Genomic DNA, 13,106 nt, shown 5'->3' with positions numbered 1-13,106 from the left:
CCTCGGATATGCGCTTCGTCCGTGAGCTAGCCGAACCGTGGGGTCTGCTCCTCGCGGCGACGTCGGCGGGGGCGGCCTGGGCGGTGCAGCTGCCGGTGGTCGCCGCGATCGGCGTCGGCGTGACCGTGCTCGCCGCCCGCGCCGGGGTCGCCGCCGCCACCCGCGCGAAACCCGCCGCCGAGCCCGAGGAGCGGGCCCTCCCCGACGTCGAACCGGGTTCGGCCGAGGCGGACTGGCTGCGTCGGGCGGAGGCCGCGGCCGACGGCTTCGAGTCGATCGCCGGAGCGCTCGACACCGGCCCGCTCGCCGAGCGGGTGGCCGATATGGAACCGGTGGTGCGGGAAACCGTCGACACCCTCCGGCGGCTGGCAGGCCGCGCATCCGCCACTGGGAAGGCGCTAGCGCGGGTCGATCTGGGCGCGGTTTCCGCCGAGAAGGCCCGGCTGACGAAAGACCTCAAGACCGCCGACGACGACATCCGCGGCGACCTGCTGCAGTCGCTCGAAGCCGTGCAGGCACAGGAGGACGTGCACACGCGGCTTTCGAGCGCGCGACGGAAACTGCTGGCACAGCTGCGATCCGGCGCGCTCGGTCTCGACGGCCTGGTCGCCAGGGCGGCCGAACTGTCGGCCGCCACCGGCGATTCACTGCTCGACACCACGACGATCGGCGAGCTGAGCGAACAACTGGAAGGGATCCGGCGGGGCGTCGTGGAGACCGAAGAAGCGACGCGGCGCTCGCTCAGTTGAAGGGGACTTTCCCCTCATCTCACGCGGTGAAGGGAGCTTTCGTCGCGTGGCATGCGGGGAAAGTCCCCTTCAGCGGCCGAACTTGACCGGTCCGAAGACCGCGTGACCAGGCACTCCGGCCTTCGCGGCCTTCCCGGCCACCGGCACACCGAGCACCCACAACCGCCCGGTCGCGGCGATGCCGGCGGCCAGCGACGGGTCCGACCCGCCGGCCCGGACGGTGACCTGACGACCGTCGGGCAGCACCGTCCGGCCCTGCACGGTGACCATGCCGAAGAGGTTGACCGACGCCGGTCCGGACACGACGGCCAGTTCGGTCCACCGCGGCTCGGGCGCCGGGCGGGCCAACACGAGCGCCGTGATGGCGAGCCCGATCGCCGCGAGGAAGCAGAGGACCGCCAGCACCCGCGTCTCCGACACGAGGCTGTTGCCGCGGTCCGGGAGGTCGAGGGCGATCCAGACCGAGAAGCCTGCCGCGACCAGCGTGATCCCGGCACCGATCAGGTAGTGCGACGCGAGCATCCGCCGGTGCAGGGTGAGCATCCGGCGCGGCGTGACCGGCTCGGCGCGCAGCGGCCGCGAACCTTTCACGGGGGCGGCCCGGATCGCGCCACCTCGGAGGCCCATCACGCCGGGAAGCAGGAAGAACGGGCCGAGCACCCACAGCCGTTGCTGTGCCGCGAGTTGCGCGCGGAGCGGGGCGGGCAGCCGGACGACGAGCCATCGGTCGTCGAGCGGAACACTGACCCGGGAACCGGCCACGACGGCGCCGTCCAACCCGCTCACCAGGCGGAACGGCTTGTGAATGAGCTTTCGCATCCGCAAGGATCCGGCGAACACGAGGTAGCCGCAGTAGAACGAGGCCGGTGCCATGAAGACGAGCAGGAAGACGGGAATGGCGACGCCGTACCGCCCTGACACCGCCAGGACGACGCCCAGCACGACGAGGGTCCCGGCCCCGACGAACGACGTCCCGAGTGTCGTGGTGAGGCGGTCGAGCAGGGGAGCCAGGGCCGGCATGTTCAACGCCGGAATCCCTTCGGGTGGTTCGAGTGCCCGGATTCTGCGGTCTTCCACCTGGTCAACCTATACGCGTGAGCCGAGACGTGATCCAGGCTACTTCCGCTCACCCCGCAAATCAGGTTAGGCTCACCTAACTTAGGAGGTGAGCCGTGACCACACCGACGTCCATTCGCCGCCCGCCGGCGCCGAACCCCGCGGAACGCGCGAAGACGATCGCCACCCGCAACGGGCCGGCGACGCTGATGCCGACCGCCGAGCAGCGCGACCAGCCAGGACAGTACGGCCGCGTCATCCCCGAGCTGCACCACGTGCACACGAGCGGCAGCGTCAGCATCCTGCTGCCGGACGAGCACCACCTGGTGAAACGCTCGCACGAAGCGCAGCGCGGCGAACTCGCGGTGATGGTCGAGCTGACCGATCAGGCCCCGGTCGACCTGCGTGAACCCATCCGCGGGCTGCTGTGGATCACGGGCTGGCTCCGCCCGCTTTCCGAGGTCTCGGCCCGCGCCCGCGCGGTCTCCATCGCCGAAACCCGGCCGGACGAGCGGCTGCTGGACGTCGGGCACGGCCTCACCCTGCTGAGGCTGACCCCCGCCTCGCTGGTGCTCGCGGACGCCGAGGGCACCCACTCGCTCCGGCCGCACATGTTCAGCGCCGCCCCGCCGGATCCGTTCCACGACTACGAAGCCGCGTGGCTGCGGCATCTGGAGACCGATCACGCCGACGTCGTCCAGCAGCTCGCCAAGCACGTGCCCGCCGAACTGCGCGGTGGCTGGATCCGGCCGCTCGGATTGGACCGGTACGGCCTGCGACTGCGGGTCGAGGCCGACTCCGGAGACCACGACGTCCGGCTCGCGTTCTCGCGCCCGGTCGAAGGACCGCCGCAGCTCGCCGGCGAGATCCGCAGGCTGGTCGGCTGCCCGTTCTTCTCCGAGGGTTAGGCGAGTTCCGCCGGAAAACCCCCCTTGGCGATCGGGCCCCACGAGTCGATGGTGACGCGGATGATGCTCTTGCCCTGCTTCACCATCGCTTCGCGGTACTCGTCCCAGTCGGGGTGCTCGCCCGAAATCGCCCGGAAGTAGTCGACCAGCGGCTCGACCGAGTCGGGGAGGTCGAGGACCTCGGCGGTGCCGTTCAGCTGCACCCACTGGCCATTCCACTCGTCGGAAAGGACACAGGCGGACACCTTCGGTTCGCGCCGGACGTTGACGACCTTCGCGCGTTTCGGATACGTGGAGACGACCAGGCGGCCTTCGCCGTCGACGCCGCAGGTCACCGGCGAGAGCTGCGGGCCGCCGTCGGCCTTGGTGGTCATCAGGACCGCCCGGTGGCGGGTGGACAGGAAGTCGACCAGCGCGGCACGGTCGACGGTTTCGTTGGTCGCGATGCTCCTTGGCATGACCCGACGGTAACGTGCGACCGATGAGCTGGCTGCGTCCCGAACGCCCGGCGCTGCCGGAATTCGTGGAAGACCCGGCGCGCCGCCGCGCGATCGTCATCGAACTGGTCGTCGTCTTCGGAATCACCCTCGGCCTGTCCGGGCTGCGCAGTCTGCTGTCCCTTGTGGACTCGCTGCTGCAGCCCGTCCCGCTGGCGCAACAACAAGCCCAGCTCAACGTCCCCCAGGCGACGCTGAGCCTGGTAGACCTGCTCAAGCAGCTCTTGAGCGCGGGCCAGCTGGTCGGCTGGGGCGCGCTCGGGCTGTACCTGTTGTGGCGCGGCGGGATGAAGCTCGCGCAGATCGGGCTCGACCGGAGCCGCCCGGGCCGCGATGTCCTGCACGGCCTCCTGCTCGCCGCGGTGATCGGGATTCCGGGACTGGGGCTGTACTTCCTTTCCTACAGCCTCGGATTCAGCCTGTCGGTGCAACCGTCCACTTTGGGCGAAACGTGGTGGCGCCCGATCACGCTGACGTTGTCGGCCTTCGGGAACGCGTTCGCCGAAGAGGTGCTCGTCGTCGCGTACCTGTTGACCAGGCTGCGGCAACTCGGGCTGCGCGAGAACACGTCACTGGTCGCCTCGTCCGTGCTTCGCGGGTCGTATCACCTGTATCAGGGTTTCGGCGGTTTCGTCGGCAATGTCGTGATGGGCCTGGTGTTCGGCAGACTGTGGCAGAAGACGAACCGGCTGTGGCCGCTGATCGCCGCGCACACCGCGCTCGACTTCGTCTCCTTCGTCGGATACGCGCTGCTCAAGGGGCGAGTTTCCTGGCTTCCCTAGCTAAGCTCGCGGAGTGATTGACGAGACGACTCCACCCCGAGTTGACAGCGAAGTCGGCCCCCTGCGTGCGGTTCTGCTGCACCGGCCCGGCAACGAGCTCAAAAGGCTCACGCCTCGCAACAACGACCAGCTCCTGTTCGATTCCATCCCCTGGGTGGACCGCGCGCAGGAGGAGCACGACGCGTTCGCCGAGGTGCTGCGCGGCCGCGGTGTCGAGGTGCTGCTGCTGGCCGACGCGCTGCGCACGGCGCTCGCGGACACCCGTGCCCACGCGGCGGGCGTGCACGCGGCGGTCGACGAGCGGCGGCTCGGGCTCGATCTGGCCGATTCGCTCCGTTCCCACCTGTCGAGCGTCTCCCCGGAGGTGCTGGCCGAGGCCCTGATGGCCGGGATGACGTTCGAGGAACTCCCCGCCGCCGAGGGGGTCTCGCTGGTCCGGCTGATGAACCACCCGAACGACTTCGCCGTCGATCCGCTGCCGAACCTGCTGTTCACCCGTGACTCGTCGGCGTGGATCGGCGACCGCGTCGCGGTCTCCTCGCTCACCATGCCCGCCCGCGTCCGCGAGACCGCCGTCCTGGACCTGATCTACGCCTACCACCCGTGGTTCCGCCACGCGTCCCGCGCGTACGGCGCGCATTCGGCGCCGATCGAAGGCGGCGACGTCATGCTGCTCTCGCCGGGCGTCCTGGCCATCGGCGTCGGCGAACGGACCACCGCGGCGGGCGCGGAGTCGCTGGCGCGGTCGGTGTTCGCGGACGGGATCGCGCACACCGTGCTCGCCGTCCCGATCCAGCAGACCCGCGCGACCATGCACCTGGACACCGTCTGCACGATGGTCGCCGCCGACGCCGTGGTCATGTATCCGCTTTCCCGCGATTCGCTGACCGCGTTCACCATGCGGCCGACCGATGACGGTTCCATGAAGGTGGAAGGCCCGGCCCCATTCCTCACCGCGGCCGCCGAAGCAATGGGAATCGACCGGCTCCGCGTCATCGACACCGGGCTCGACCCGGTCACCGCGGAACGCGAGCAATGGGACGACGGGAACAACACCCTCGCGCTCGCGCCCGGCGTCGTCGTCGGCTATGAACGCAACGTGGAAACCAACGCCCGCTTGGAGGAGGCCGGTATCGAGGTGCTGGCCATCACCGGCTCCGAGCTGGGCTCCGGCCGCGGCGGGCCGCGCTGCATGTCGTGCCCGATCCGGCGCGAAAGCATCTGAAACAAAAATTAAGTAAGCCTTCCCTAATCGATCAGAATTGATTAGGGAAGGCTTACTTAATTGAGGTGGACCTATTGTCGGTAATGGTAACCTAATAGGGGGTAGATCACCAGGCAAAAGTGGAAATCGAATAGCGCATGACGTATCTTTGAATGCATGGCCCTCATCAAGAAGCAACCGCGCTCGAAGTTCTACGAACTGCTGCAGGCGCAGATCCACAACGAGTTCAACGCCTCCCAGCAGTACATCGCGCTCGCGGTCTGGTTCGACGCCGAGGACCTGCCGCAGCTCGCGAAGCACTTCTACAAGCAGTCCGTCGAGGAGCGCAATCACGCGATGGCGCTGATCCAGTACATGCTGGACACCGACCACCACGTCGAGATCCCCGGCACCGGCGACGTGCGCAACACGTTCTCCGACGTCACCGAACTCATCGAGCTGGCGCTGCAGCAGGAGAAGGACGTCGCGACCGACATCCAGCAGCTGGCCAAGGCCGCCCGCGCCGAAGAGGACTACATCGGCGAGCAGTTCACGCAGTGGTTCCTCAAGGAGCAGGTCGAAGAGATCTCCCAGATGTCCACGCTGCTCAACATCGTCAAACGCGCCAACGGCAACCTGTTCGAGGTGGAGAACCACCTGCACCGCGAGTCCATCGGGGACGGCGGAGCCGACACGGGGATGCCCCCGGTCGCGGGCGGCGCGCTCTGACGCACTGACCGCTCTCCCACCACAGAGAAAACCCGGGCTCTCCCCCTTGGAGCAGCCCGGGTTTTCTTCTGCGCGCGGACGACCTCAGCTGAACTGGCAGTCCTGGTTGAGGCTGGTCAGCAAGATGCTGACGGCCGACCCGTCGTTGGCCACGAAGATCCGGTACGCGCTCACCGCGCCGGCGGGCGCGACGTAGGCGCTGCCGTCCTTCGTGCTGCCGGGGTACGCGGCGAGGATGTCCGCCTCGGTCGAGCCGACCCCGATCCCTTCCGGGGTGTGCACCGTGCCGGCCGGATTGATGACGGTGATCCCGTTGCCCTCGGTCAGCGACACCGACGTCGGCCCCGGAACGGCGGATCCCTCCGCATAGCCGTAGGTGCAAGCGCCACGGACCTCTTTCGCCCGCAGCGGCCCGGCGGTGGCCTCGGCCTCGGCCTCGCTCATCCCGAGCCGGAGCTTGCCGAACCCGGCTGAGGTCAGCAGCGCGCCGGTGGTCACCTTGCCCTGCGCGGGCGGTTTCGTGGCCGCGGTGCTCTTCGGCGGCTTGACGGGCCCGTCGGAGGCCGTCGACGGCGGTGGCACGGACGTCTGGGTCGGCGCTGCCGCCGACGACGACACCGGTGGCGCCGAAGTCCCCGGTCCCGGCTGCACCTGGCTGGTCGCGGACTGTCCCATGCTGAGCTGATCGGCCGAGATGACCGCGCCGTTGTCCTTCGAGTGGATCGAGAAGACCGCGAGCCCGCTGCCGACCATGACCACCGCGGCGGCCATCCCGCTCGTCGTCTGGATCATCTGGCGGCGACGACGGCGACGACGGGCGCCCTCGACGATCGTCTCGGGATTCAGCGTGGATCCCGCGCCCATCCGCTCATCTGAGAACAGGTCACGCAGCTTTTGCTGCACGTCCTCCTCGGACATGTTCATCCCGCTTCCCTCCCTTCACCTTTGGGCTCGAACAGTGCGAGCTTCGTGCGCAGCGACGCGATCGCCTTGCTCGCCTGGCTTTTGACGGTGCCCTGGCTGATGCCGAGCGAATCCGCGATCTCCGCTTCGGACAGCCCCTCGTAGTAACGCAGGACCATCACCGCGCGTTGCCTCGGCGGCAGCGCGCGTAACGCCTGCCACAGCGGCTCGTGCTCGAACGGATCAGCCGGACTGTACGGCTGCGTGTCCGGCAGGTCGGCGACCAGGCTCTCCCGTTTGGTCCGGCGCCACCGGCTGACGTGCGCGTTGGCCATCGAACGGCGGATGTAGGCCATCGGGTCGCCGGTCTTGTGCTGGACGTAGGACCAGCGCGAGCCGATCTTCTCCAGCACGGTCTGGACCAGGTCGGCGGCGTCGTGCGGGTTCCCGGTGAGGGCGTGGCCGTACCTGAGCAGACCCGGCAGGCTGGCCTGCACGAAGTCGCCGAAGTCGGTGAGCTCGGCCGGCACGTCTCTCCCTCGGGTCTCGCCGGACCCCCAGACATCCGTCCCCGAGATGACCGTCGCGGCAGCGGTCACCGTATCGCCTCCTCCCGGGGTCACTCGGCCAGGTATCTCTGGCTCACCTCTCCCGAAACGCATGACCGCCCCCACAGGTTGTCTTCAGCCGCGAACCATTTCGAGAGACGCCCGTCCGGGTGAGGCGTTGCGCTTCTCAACGTCTCGACACGGACTCGGGAATCTTGAACGAACCGTCCCCCCGAAGAGGGAATTCGTGCACGGCCACCACCGCGTTACGCGGTATCGGACCGTACACATGGGGAAACTGGATCCCGGCCGGATGCGGCGGGTCGCCGTCCTCCCAGACGACGGGCGCGCCGACGAGCGCCGGGTCGATCTCCAGCAGCACCAGATCGGTGCGGCCGGGGAACACGGCGCCGGCCGGGATATGCGCCGTTCCCGGGTCCGAGCAGTGGATGAAGCCGTCGGAATCGAGGGACGCGGCGGTGTAGACGCCGCCTTCGGGCACCGCCGCCCACTCGCCCTGCCCACAGATATGAAGGATCACGCGCCCATCCTGACGCAATTCGTCCTCTGGTTGCGGTAGATGCGCGTGCAACTACCGCAACCAGAGGACGAAACGCGAGGGGTGGGTCAGCGGATGGTGAGCTGGCGGCCGATCAGACCGTCGCGGGAGCGGCGCTCGGTGGCGTTGAGCGGCTCGGTGTCGAGGGACTTCAGCGCGGCGTCGAGCCGGACGCCGAGCTGGTCCTTCGCGTCGGCCCACTCGCGGGCGTGAGCCTCGGGGTCGAGGTCCCACACCGGGACGAGCAGCCCGTGCGCACGGAACGAACCGGCGTAACGGGAGCCCTCGCCGAGGCCCAGTTCACCGGCCGCGGACAGTCGCGCAAGCGCTTGCAGCAGCAGGTTCTCCGGTTCGGGGCGGACCCAGCGCAGGTGCGCCTTCTCGCCGGCGAGCACCCAGTACGCACCCGCGCCGAGGCGTTCGGTCGGCATGATCGCCGCGTTCGCGCGCTCGAGGGACAACGCGACGTCGCCGCTCGCGTCGGCGTCCTCGGGCAGCCACCAGGCGAAGTCGTTGTAGAGCGTGGCGTCGAGTTCGACGCTCGTGTCGAGCAGGTCCTGCAGGCGGGCCTTCTCGTCGGCGGTGGGCGGCGTCGTGGTGTCCGGCACGGACAGGACGTCGCCCTCCTTGGCCTCGAGCACCCACTGGAGCGCCCGGCCGAGGTCACGGCTGATGTCCGAGGACCGGGTCTGCACCTGCATCCCGACGTAGCGCTCGCCGTCGGACCGGACGAACGCGGCCGCCGCCATCGGCAGCACCGTGCCGAGGGTGACCTTCTCGCCGGAACCCCCCAGCGTGAGCGCCGCCGTCGCCGAAGGGACGAACTCGCGCAGCGCGATCAGCTCGGTCTCCGCCGCGAGCCCCTCGAAGGGCTGGCCGACGAAGACGTCGCGCACCTTCGGCTTGCGATCCGAAGTCGTCTTGGGACCCTTCTTGCGCGAACCCTTGCCCACGTCAGCCTCCTCAAGCTCGGTTCGGAACGCTATCGCGGGAAGGGCGGGGACCTCGTAAGGCCCCCGCCCTTCCCGCGCGCGATCAGGACCGCGAGGCCGGGCGACGGCGCATCAGGACCACGCCACCGGCGCCCGCCACACCCGCTCCGGCCAGCCCCGCGATCAGCCAACCGGCCGGCGCGGGCTCGTCGACGGGCCCGCCGCCGGTCTGCGGCGCGCCCGCGGGGACCTTCGAGACCTGCTTCGGCGCCTCCTTCTTGACCGGCTCCTTCTTCGCAGCCGGGACGACCTTCACCGTCGCCGAAGGCTCGACGGTGTCGCACAGGAGGACGAACAGGTAGTCACCGGGCTTGGCACCCGGAAGCGCCTTGTAGGTCACCTTCACGTCGGTGCCGCCGGCCCGCTTGACCGACTTGTCCGAGACCTGCGTGAACCCCTCGGGAGCGACGATCGAGAAGCCGTGCGGCGTGACGCACCGGCCCTGGGCGGTCACCTTCCCGCCCGCCTCGACGGCCTTCGGCGAGACCCAGAACTTGGTGCCCTTCGGCTTCTCCGGCATCTCGACCGGCGCTTCGGTGGCGAAAGCGGTCGCGGGCAGCAACGCGAGAGCGGCGGCGGTGAGACCGGCGAAAAAGGCATGACGAATACGCATGGAAATACCCCAGTTCGAAAGAGTCGATTGCTTTCCGGGCCAGACGGCCACGAAATCCCCTTGCCGTCCCGCGCTTCCGCGTTCCGACACCCCTAGAGACGCCGGGCCACGGCCGAGGTTCAGCGGAGTTGGTAACGAAAGCGTCGCGCGGAAAACCCCCGCCGTCACCGAGATCAACCGGATCGGCCGGTTTCAGCGGCCATTCGTGTACCACGGAAACATGACTGAAAATGGTTGTCATCATCCGGACGATCTAATCGCGGGTGATCAGCCTGCCGTTTCACCCTCACCGCACCGAATACTCGATGACGGCGCCATCCCGGCGTCGTAGTGCGGAGAAGGGATCCACAGATGAGCACCTCCAAGCGCCGGGCAGCGCTGGCCGCGTTGCCCGTGGCACTCGGGCTGATGCTGGCCGGGCCCGCGGTGGGCACGGCCTCGGCCTCACCGCAAACCGCCTCGGCCGACCAGGCCCGCCACTGCCTGCTGCTGTGCGGCGGCCACCACCACGGGCACCATCACCACCACGGGCTGGGCCTGCACCTGGGGCTCTGGCTGCATCTGTGACTCCCGGCGCCGCGCCGGGGCCACTCCCGGCGCGGCGCGGCTACAGTCGGGACGTGTTCGACCTCGCCGATCCGGCCTTCCTCGCGAACCCGTATCCGTCCTTCGCCGAACTCCGCGAGCGCGGCGAAGTCCACCGGCACGACGGCCTCGGCATCGCCGTGGCGGTGTCGCACGCGGCGTCGGCCGCCGTCCTGCGGCATCGCGGGCTCGGCCGGATCTGGCAGGACGCGCTGCCGGTGGAGCGGTTCGCGTCGTTCAACCTGCTGCACCGCAACTCACTGCTGGAGAACGAGCCGCCTGCCCACACCCGGCTGCGACGGGTGATCGCGGGCGCGTTCGGACGCGGGCACGTCCAGCGGCTGCGGCCGATGGTCGCCGAACTCGCGGACCGCATGGTCGACGACCTCGCCGCCGAGATCGCCGAAACCGGCTCGGCCGATCTGCTGGCGCATCTCGCGCAGCCCTTGCCGGTCGCGGTCATCGCGGAACTCCTGGGCGTGCCGGTCGAGGGCGGGCCGCGCATGGTCTCGTGGTCCAACCACATCGTGAAGATGTACGAGTACGGACTCGCCGAAGAGAAGCGCGACGCCGCCGAAGCCGCCGCGGCGGAGTTCGTCGAGTACCTGCGTGACGTGGCGAAGCAGCGCGCGAGTTCGCCCGGCGATGACATCGTCAGCGATCTCCTGCGCAGCGAACTCACCGAGGACGAACTGGTCGCGACCGCGGTCCTGCTCCTGATGGCCGGGCACGAGGCGACGGTGAACGTCATCGGGAACGGCGTCAACGCACTGCTGACCCACCGCGACCAGTGGGAGCGGCTGGTGGCCTCCCCTGACCTCATGGACCCGTGCGTCGAGGAGCTGATCCGCTTCGACGCGCCGCTCCAGCTCTTCGAACGGACGGCGACCACCGACGTCGAGATCGCCGGGTACCGGGTGGCCGAGGGCGAGAAGATCGGCGCGCTCCTCGGCGCCGCGGCACGGGATCCGAAGGTGTTCGACCGGCCGGACACCCTCGACATCGGCCGCACACCGAACGCGCACCTCGGCTTCGGCATGGGCATCCACTACTGCGTCGGCGCCCCGCTCGCGCGGGTGGAGATCGCGGCCGCGCTGACCGCGCTGACCACGAAGCTGCCGGGGCTGAAGCTCGCGGAGCCGCCGGAACGACGGCCGGAGTTCGTGATCCGCGGCCTGCGGTCGCTCCCGGTCACCGCGGGCTAGGGATACTCGACGACGACCTCGTAGAGCGCCGCGTTGGGCGTCGCGATCTCGGCGGCGCGTTCGGTCGACGCCTTGAACACCTGGTTCTTCCCCGCCGCTTCCCAGGCTTCGCGGCTGTCGTAGTGCGTCACGTTGACGAGCTGGAAACGCGAGTCCGGCAGCAGCGCGCGGTGGAGCTTGGCGTCGCGGAAACCGGGCGCGTCACGCATCAGCTTCGCGCGCTCTCGCCACGTTTCGACGAACTCGTCCACGCGGTCCGCGGGGATCTCGAAGACGTTGATGAAGGTGACGCCGTCGTCGCTCATGAGCACAGTCTTGAACTTCGAGTGAGCTGGAGGTCAACGGTGACCTGGCTCACTCCGCGCTCGTGAGTGGCAAGGACGGTTCTAACCGCCTTTACCACTCACGAGCCAGCAGGTCAGCGCACTGAAGAGGCGGGACGCTCGCGCCGGTCCGGGTCCGGAGCGCCGTCCACCTTCAGCACGCGAAGCAGGCGAAGCCGCTTCTCAGCCACGGGAGCGAGCAGACCGGACATGCGCTTCACGAGCAGCGCCGTCACGACCGCCAGCCCGGCCGCGGCCAGATCGGTCAGCGCGACCAGCACGACACCGTCGGCCAATGCCTGCACGCCGTCACGGAACCGCCAGACGATGACCAGCCCGAGCAGCAGCCAGTTCAGCACCCAGACGCCCCACCAGACCATCACGAGCCGCGACGGCTTGGGCCGCGTTTCGCGGGTCCGGCGCAGGACGGCGTGCTCGAGTTCGGCGACGATCGGCAGCACGAGGATCAGGTTCACCACCGGCACCAGCACGAACGCCAGCACCTGCCACTGCCGCCTCGGCGGCACCTCGCCGGAGGCGTCCGCGGCGGCCTGCCTGGCCACGAGCAGCCACCACACGGTGAGTCCCGACGGCAGCAGCGAAAGGATCGTCGTGAGCAGGCCGGTGGTGATCACGAAGGTGTCGGAGACCGTGACGACGGACGTCGACAGCGCGGAATCGCGGCTCTGCACGAGCAGGACGTAGCGCCAGATCTCGGAGGCCGCGGCGGCGAGCGCGAGGACGGCGAAGGTCCACAGCACCGGCAGGACGCTGCGCGTGATCACCCGCAGCCGCTCCCCGGCGGTGACCTCGCCGGACGCCGTGCCGGGGACCGCGGTCGGACGCCGCCAGACCAGGTTCGGGAAGCCCCATCGCGGCGGGACCGGATAGGACGGCGGACCGGAGTAGTGCTCGGCCACGGGTTTGCGCCGCTGCGGCCAGGCGCCCGGAGGCGGCGAGGCGACCCAGCGGACGCGATAGCGCGACGGCTGCGGCCGCGGCTGCTGCATCGGCGCGGGACGCACCGGCGGCACCGGTGTCCTCGGCGGGTAGTGGCCCGGCTGCACGGTTACAGCACTTCGGGGTCGACGCCGGGATGGTCGCCGACCATCGGGCGTCCTTCCTGCTGCCAGGAGCCCATCCCGCCGGCGACGTTCACCGCGTCCCAGCCGCTCGCGTTGAGCCACGCGGCGGCGCGGGCGGACCGGCCGCCACTGCGGCAGATCACGTAGACCGGCTGGTCGTCGGGCAGGTCGTCGAGTTCGCCGACGCGCGTGGGCAGTTCACCCATCGGGATGTGCTTGGCGCCAGGGGCGTGCCCGGCGGCCCACTCGTCGTCCTCGCGGACGTCGAGCAGCGCGACGCCGTCCTTGGGCAGATCACGGACGGCGACGGTCGGGATGTCAGCAGGGCTCACCACCCTGCCATCCTCGCATCCCGTCCCGTTGCGCGC

General features: G+C 69.5%; 17 protein-coding genes. 7 read left to right on the top strand and 10 right to left on the bottom strand.

What is annotated here, in order from left to right; all coding sequences use genetic code 11:
* Window positions 1-8 precede the first annotated feature (8 nt).
* Window positions 9-749, top strand: a complete 741-nt coding sequence (locus ACLJRM_RS24015) for a hypothetical protein (RefSeq protein ID WP_410664352.1) — start codon at window positions 9-11, stop codon at window positions 747-749.
* 69 nt (window positions 750-818) lie between these two features.
* Here the strand turns inward: ACLJRM_RS24015 and ACLJRM_RS24010 are convergent, their stop codons facing one another.
* Window positions 819-1,826 carry a hypothetical protein gene (locus tag ACLJRM_RS24010; RefSeq protein ID WP_410664351.1) on the bottom strand — a complete coding sequence of 336 codons (1,008 nt, stop codon included), beginning with the start codon at window positions 1,824-1,826 and terminating at the stop codon, window positions 819-821.
* A 95-nt stretch (window positions 1,827-1,921) separates the two neighbouring features.
* On the opposite strand from ACLJRM_RS24010, the gene ACLJRM_RS24005 reads away from it, so the two are divergent.
* Entirely contained in the window at window positions 1,922-2,713 is a 792-nt protein-coding gene (locus tag ACLJRM_RS24005; protein ID WP_101611713.1) for a DUF2470 domain-containing protein, read from the top strand.
* On the opposite strand, the gene ACLJRM_RS24000 is transcribed toward ACLJRM_RS24005, so the two are convergent.
* Window positions 2,710-3,171, bottom strand: coding sequence for a PPOX class F420-dependent oxidoreductase (locus ACLJRM_RS24000; protein WP_101611712.1), 462 nt, complete (start codon window positions 3,169-3,171; stop codon window positions 2,710-2,712). The genes ACLJRM_RS24005 and ACLJRM_RS24000 overlap by 4 nt on opposite strands.
* 23 nt (window positions 3,172-3,194) lie before the next feature.
* Here ACLJRM_RS24000 and ACLJRM_RS23995 point away from each other — a divergent pair, with 23 nt between their 5' ends.
* From ACLJRM_RS23995 to ACLJRM_RS23985, 3 genes are all read left to right on the top strand, one after another.
* A complete protein-coding gene (locus ACLJRM_RS23995; protein WP_410664350.1) occupies window positions 3,195-3,992 on the top strand; it encodes a CPBP family intramembrane glutamic endopeptidase in 798 nt (265 codons plus the stop codon).
* Between the two features lie 13 nt (window positions 3,993-4,005).
* Window positions 4,006-5,217 (top strand): arginine deiminase, encoded by a 1,212-nt coding sequence (locus tag ACLJRM_RS23990; RefSeq protein WP_101611710.1) that lies wholly within the window; start codon window positions 4,006-4,008, stop codon window positions 5,215-5,217.
* Window positions 5,218-5,373: 156 nt separating this feature from the next.
* The gene (locus ACLJRM_RS23985; RefSeq protein WP_101611709.1) at window positions 5,374-5,925 is read left to right on the top strand and encodes a ferritin; all 552 of its coding nucleotides are present in this window, start codon (window positions 5,374-5,376) and stop codon (window positions 5,923-5,925) included.
* A gap of 84 nt (window positions 5,926-6,009) precedes the next feature.
* Here ACLJRM_RS23985 and ACLJRM_RS23980 read toward each other — a convergent pair whose 3' ends face one another.
* The 5 genes from ACLJRM_RS23980 to ACLJRM_RS23960 all read right to left on the bottom strand — a co-directional run bounded on the left by ACLJRM_RS23980 (window position 6,010) and on the right by ACLJRM_RS23960 (window position 9,540).
* Window positions 6,010-6,849 carry a hypothetical protein gene (locus tag ACLJRM_RS23980; RefSeq protein WP_101611708.1) on the bottom strand — a complete coding sequence of 280 codons (840 nt, stop codon included), beginning with the start codon at window positions 6,847-6,849 and terminating at the stop codon, window positions 6,010-6,012.
* Window positions 6,846-7,358, bottom strand: coding sequence for a SigE family RNA polymerase sigma factor (locus ACLJRM_RS23975; RefSeq protein ID WP_101611707.1), 513 nt, complete (start codon window positions 7,356-7,358; stop codon window positions 6,846-6,848). Before ACLJRM_RS23975 ends, ACLJRM_RS23980 begins: the two co-directional genes overlap by 4 nt.
* 205 nt (window positions 7,359-7,563) lie before the next feature.
* Window positions 7,564-7,917: a DUF952 domain-containing protein gene (locus ACLJRM_RS23970; protein ID WP_101611706.1), complete on the bottom strand. Its 354-nt coding sequence runs from the start codon at window positions 7,915-7,917 to the stop codon at window positions 7,564-7,566.
* A gap of 86 nt (window positions 7,918-8,003) precedes the next feature.
* Entirely contained in the window at window positions 8,004-8,888 is an 885-nt protein-coding gene (locus tag ACLJRM_RS23965; RefSeq protein WP_410664349.1) for a DUF5926 family protein, read from the bottom strand.
* Window positions 8,889-8,970: 82 nt separating this feature from the next.
* Complete coding sequence (locus ACLJRM_RS23960; RefSeq protein WP_101611704.1) at window positions 8,971-9,540, bottom strand: hypothetical protein; 570 nt, start codon at window positions 9,538-9,540, stop codon at window positions 8,971-8,973.
* A 351-nt stretch (window positions 9,541-9,891) separates the two neighbouring features.
* On the opposite strand from ACLJRM_RS23960, the gene ACLJRM_RS23955 reads away from it, so the two are divergent.
* Window positions 9,892-10,107: a hypothetical protein gene (locus ACLJRM_RS23955; protein WP_101611703.1), complete on the top strand. Its 216-nt coding sequence runs from the start codon at window positions 9,892-9,894 to the stop codon at window positions 10,105-10,107.
* A 53-nt stretch (window positions 10,108-10,160) separates the two neighbouring features.
* The gene (locus ACLJRM_RS23950) at window positions 10,161-11,330 is read left to right on the top strand and encodes a cytochrome P450 (protein ID WP_410664348.1); all 1,170 of its coding nucleotides are present in this window, start codon (window positions 10,161-10,163) and stop codon (window positions 11,328-11,330) included.
* Here the strand turns inward: ACLJRM_RS23950 and ACLJRM_RS23945 are convergent.
* The 3 genes from ACLJRM_RS23945 to ACLJRM_RS23935 all read right to left on the bottom strand — a co-directional run bounded on the left by ACLJRM_RS23945 (window position 11,327) and on the right by ACLJRM_RS23935 (window position 13,073).
* Window positions 11,327-11,635: an antibiotic biosynthesis monooxygenase family protein gene (locus tag ACLJRM_RS23945; RefSeq protein WP_043847837.1), complete on the bottom strand. Its 309-nt coding sequence runs from the start codon at window positions 11,633-11,635 to the stop codon at window positions 11,327-11,329. The genes ACLJRM_RS23950 and ACLJRM_RS23945 overlap by 4 nt on opposite strands.
* 113 nt (window positions 11,636-11,748) lie before the next feature.
* Window positions 11,749-12,687, bottom strand: a complete 939-nt coding sequence (locus tag ACLJRM_RS23940) for a DUF4328 domain-containing protein (RefSeq protein ID WP_410664531.1) — start codon at window positions 12,685-12,687, stop codon at window positions 11,749-11,751.
* A 35-nt stretch (window positions 12,688-12,722) separates the two neighbouring features.
* On the bottom strand, window positions 12,723-13,073 hold the full coding sequence (locus tag ACLJRM_RS23935) for a rhodanese-like domain-containing protein (protein ID WP_101611700.1): 351 nt from the start codon (window positions 13,071-13,073) through the stop codon (window positions 12,723-12,725).
* Window positions 13,074-13,106 lie beyond the last annotated feature (33 nt).

It is taken from the genome of Amycolatopsis sp. lyj-84 (assembly GCF_046549075.1).
In the GTDB taxonomy this organism is placed as follows: domain Bacteria; phylum Actinomycetota; class Actinomycetes; order Mycobacteriales; family Pseudonocardiaceae; genus Amycolatopsis.
The sequence above is the reverse complement of the archived record's forward strand: the minus strand, read 5'-3'. Positions and strand labels throughout refer to the sequence as shown.